Origin of the sequence: Huaxiibacter chinensis, assembly GCF_022171985.1 — a bacterium.
GTDB lineage: Bacteria > Pseudomonadota > Gammaproteobacteria > Enterobacterales > Enterobacteriaceae > Enterobacter > Enterobacter chinensis_A.
The window spans coordinates 1-3,371 of sequence record NZ_JAJVHF010000037.1 but is presented as its reverse complement, the minus strand read 5'-3'; the positions used below and the strand labels follow the sequence as shown (position 1 = coordinate 3,371).

Genomic DNA, 3,371 nt, shown 5'->3' with positions numbered 1-3,371 from the left:
CACACGAGTATTGAGCATAGTCGAGATTGGTGCAGATCACTTCTGATATTGAACTGTCAGGAGCTGGCTGCACAACAGCCATTACGCCCAATCAACTGGTGCAGTCGTCTTCTGAAAATGACAATCGTGCCACCGGCTCCAGGTCTTATCGAACAGCTCAGACACATGGTCCAAATGCTGGTCGATCCGTTCGGCCAGTTTTTCGATGGCCTCTTGCTTGAGCTTGTCACTTTCCCTGAACTCGATGTTCAAGGCCCTGGCCACCTGGTTGAGGTTCCGGCCGATAGCTCCAAGCTGCCGGCACGATTCCCGTACGGTGTTCACTTCTTCATCAGTGAGGACCGGCATCCGGTTCAACGACCGCAGTCATTTCTGTACCTAAACAGTCCTGCGAATATGTGAGTTTTGACCTAATGAGCCACAAAAACTCATTTTCGCCCACGATAATTTTTCTACTTCCTTTCTTTGGAATGCTCATTTCAATATTCACATAACGTCGCTATCAATCGCGGAAAAGGCGTAGTGCGCGAAGCGAACGAAGCTTTTTGCCGTCGATTGCATAGCTTTGTGTACGCCCAGCATGGGCATGAACTAATGAGGTGAAAGTCCTCTGTAGGAAGGTCACCGTTCGATAACATGCTGTTATTAAACGTTAACTACTAGCGAATGGCAAGGGCTTACCCGTGAGGGGCGGTCTGAAGGAAGCCGCTAGCAAATTTGCGAGCTGATGAACAAGAACATCATATGAGGCGTAGGCTGAAGGTGAGTTGGCACAAGACGACGAAACCACGTGATCTAACGGCCACCGTAAATGATGCAGCAGTGCAAAGAAAGTTCATGTCCTTATCTGGGGAGATCTGCTTAGCATGCGATCGGTCATTAACCAGTAAGGCTCTGGTCTACAAGTGTCTTGGCTTTTCAATTTCATCAACTGGAAAGAGCGAATTAGATGAAAACCGATAGCGCATGACGGGGCAACTCGGCATGTGATTAAGCAGAAGTCAGCAGACGGCATAGTAGCCCAACGCCTATCGTAATGGATGGGATATGGTGAAGGCCTGAACATTTAGAAGAAGGAGGAGTCTTGCCAAACTTGTCGGTACTCACTACGTCGTCAGACGATTACTATCAACAGCGTATTAGCCCGCAACCAGCCTTCAGCAGCAATCTATTTCCGCAACTACTCGAACCTGAGAATCTACACCGAGCTTGGCGACAAGTGAAAGCCAATAAAGGCGCGTCGGGTATCGATGGCATGACCATCGAAGCCTTCCCGCGCTGGATGCAACAAGGCGGCTGGCAACAGTGTAAATCTCAGCTTGAGCGAGGAGAATATCAACCCTCAGCGGTCAGGCGCGTGGAGATCGATAAACCCGATGGCGGTAAACGCAAATTGGGGATCCCCACCGTGATTGATCGTGTGATACAACAAGCAATCGCTCAGATACTCACGCCGTTGTTTGACCCCTACTTTTCAGTCAATAGCTTCGGCTTTAGGCCGAACAGAAACGCCCAGCAGGCGGTACTACAAGTCAGGAATATCATCAAACAGAAGCGCAAATTTGCCGTTGATGTTGATCTGTCCAAGTTCTTTGACCGCGTCAACCACGATCTGTTGATGACTCAGTTAAGGAGTAAGGTGCAGGATAAGCGTCTGCTAGCGCTTATTGGCAAATACCTGCGAGCGGGCGTCATGGTCAACGACCAATTTGAAGCAAGCTTCGAAGGTGTACCTCAGGGCGGCCCACTCTCACCCTTATTATCAAACATCATGCTGGATAGTTTGGATAAAGAATTGGAAAGCCGAGGACATCACTTCGCCCGCTACGCTGATGACTTTATCATCTTGGTGAAGTCTCAACGGGCGGGAGAACGTGTTCTCAAGAGTATTACTCATTATCTTGGTACGAAGCTAAAACTGATCGTTAACGAGCATAAAAGCCAAGTAGTTAAGGTAGGTCAAAGCAAGTTCCTTGGCTTCACCTTTAACCGAGGAAAGATCCAATGGCATGCCAACACGTTGCACGTTTTCAAACAAAAGATACGACGACTGACGAACCGCAATTGGGGAGTCAGCATGAGCTATCAACTGTTTAAACTGCGGCAATATATGCAAGGTTGGATCAATTACTTTGGCATAGCCAACGCTTATCAAGGTTGCGTCGATTTAGACCACTGGATCCGTCGCCGAGTGCGTATGTGCTACTGGCGTCAGTGGCGAAAACCACGGACTAAGGTGCAGAACCTACTTAAACGAGGTGTCAGGATCCAAGCTGCCGTTGCTTGTGGACTCACAAGTAAAGGCCCTTGGCGTAGTTCGAAAACGCCAGGCATACAGCAAGCGCTGAGTAACGAGTACCTAGAGAAAGCTGGATTGTATTCACTAAGAGATGGATGGATTGCAGTTCATTATCCTAGCCAAATAACAGGTTAGGAGTTCTAAATGAACCGCCCTGTGCGGAGCCGCATGCAGGGTGGTGTGGGGGCTGGAGGCTAGATACCTCCGGCTACCCGATTAGAAATTTAGTTGCTTAGTTTTGATGGTTTTTTACTTTCGTTTAACCCTTTAACCGCCTGCTCTAATGTAAGTTTCAAGAGTGATGCGTCTCCAGCTTCACTGTGACTTGGAACAACCAGTTTTGCCTTACCATATTTGGATATTAATAATTTAGCGGACTTTGGCCAAGCTTCTAAATTTGCGTCACCCAAATTACCTAGACCGTACGGTTTAATAAAACAACCACCGAATAATATTTTCCTTTCAGGCAGCCAAACTACTAGGTTATCTGGAGTGTGTCCTGGGCCTGGATAAAAAACTTCAATTTTATTTTTAACTAGCCAATAGTTAACCCCGCCAAATGAATTTTTAGCTTGAACCTTACCGTCTTTTTTAAGCAGCTCATTAGTTAATTCAGACGCATACGTGGGGATGGATTGAGAATTAAGCCACTCTATTCCGCCCGTGCTGTCACTATGAAAATGAGAGGAAATACTGCCTTTTATTTTATAGCCACGTTCCACAAACCAAGTGACTAACTTTTCAGTATCTTTAGCCGTAAATGGAGTGTCAATTAGATAAGCTTCAGCATCTACAAGAACAACCAAACCATGTTTAGGAACAACGCCCCACCCGTTAACTTCTTCAAACGAAGTATGAACATAAACGCCTTCATCAAGTTTTTCAATTTTTAAATCTGGCAAAGGCTCTGCTGCGGTAGCAATGCTACAAAACAAAAATATAAAGAATACAGATAACTTGCTCATACTTTCCCTTTTCTAACTTTGTTTTAGGGCGACTGCCCTGCTGCGTAACATCGTTGCTGCTCCATAACATCAAACATCGACCCACGGCGTAACGCGCTTGCTGCTTG

General features: G+C 46.6%; 3 protein-coding genes. 2 read left to right on the top strand and 1 reads right to left on the bottom strand.

What is annotated here, in order from left to right:
- Window positions 1-402 (top strand): hypothetical protein (locus LZP96_RS24340; protein ID WP_425268071.1); only part of this gene is annotated, 402 nt, incomplete at its 5' end.
- 691 nt (window positions 403-1,093) lie between these two features.
- Window positions 1,094-2,434, top strand: coding sequence for a group II intron reverse transcriptase/maturase (ltrA, locus tag LZP96_RS23650; protein WP_223229093.1), 1,341 nt, complete (start codon window positions 1,094-1,096; stop codon window positions 2,432-2,434).
- 89 nt (window positions 2,435-2,523) lie between these two features.
- On the opposite strand, the gene LZP96_RS23645 is transcribed toward ltrA, so the two are convergent.
- Window positions 2,524-3,264: a subclass B1 metallo-beta-lactamase IMP-4 gene (locus LZP96_RS23645; RefSeq protein WP_015060105.1), complete on the bottom strand. Its 741-nt coding sequence runs from the start codon at window positions 3,262-3,264 to the stop codon at window positions 2,524-2,526.
- Window positions 3,265-3,371: the final 107 nt, after the last annotated feature.

Coding starts and splice junctions, on each gene's coding strand:
- LZP96_RS23645 (WP_015060105.1), bottom strand. CDS start 3,264: ATGAGCAAGTTATCTGTATTCTTTATATTTTTGTTTTGTAGCATTGCT.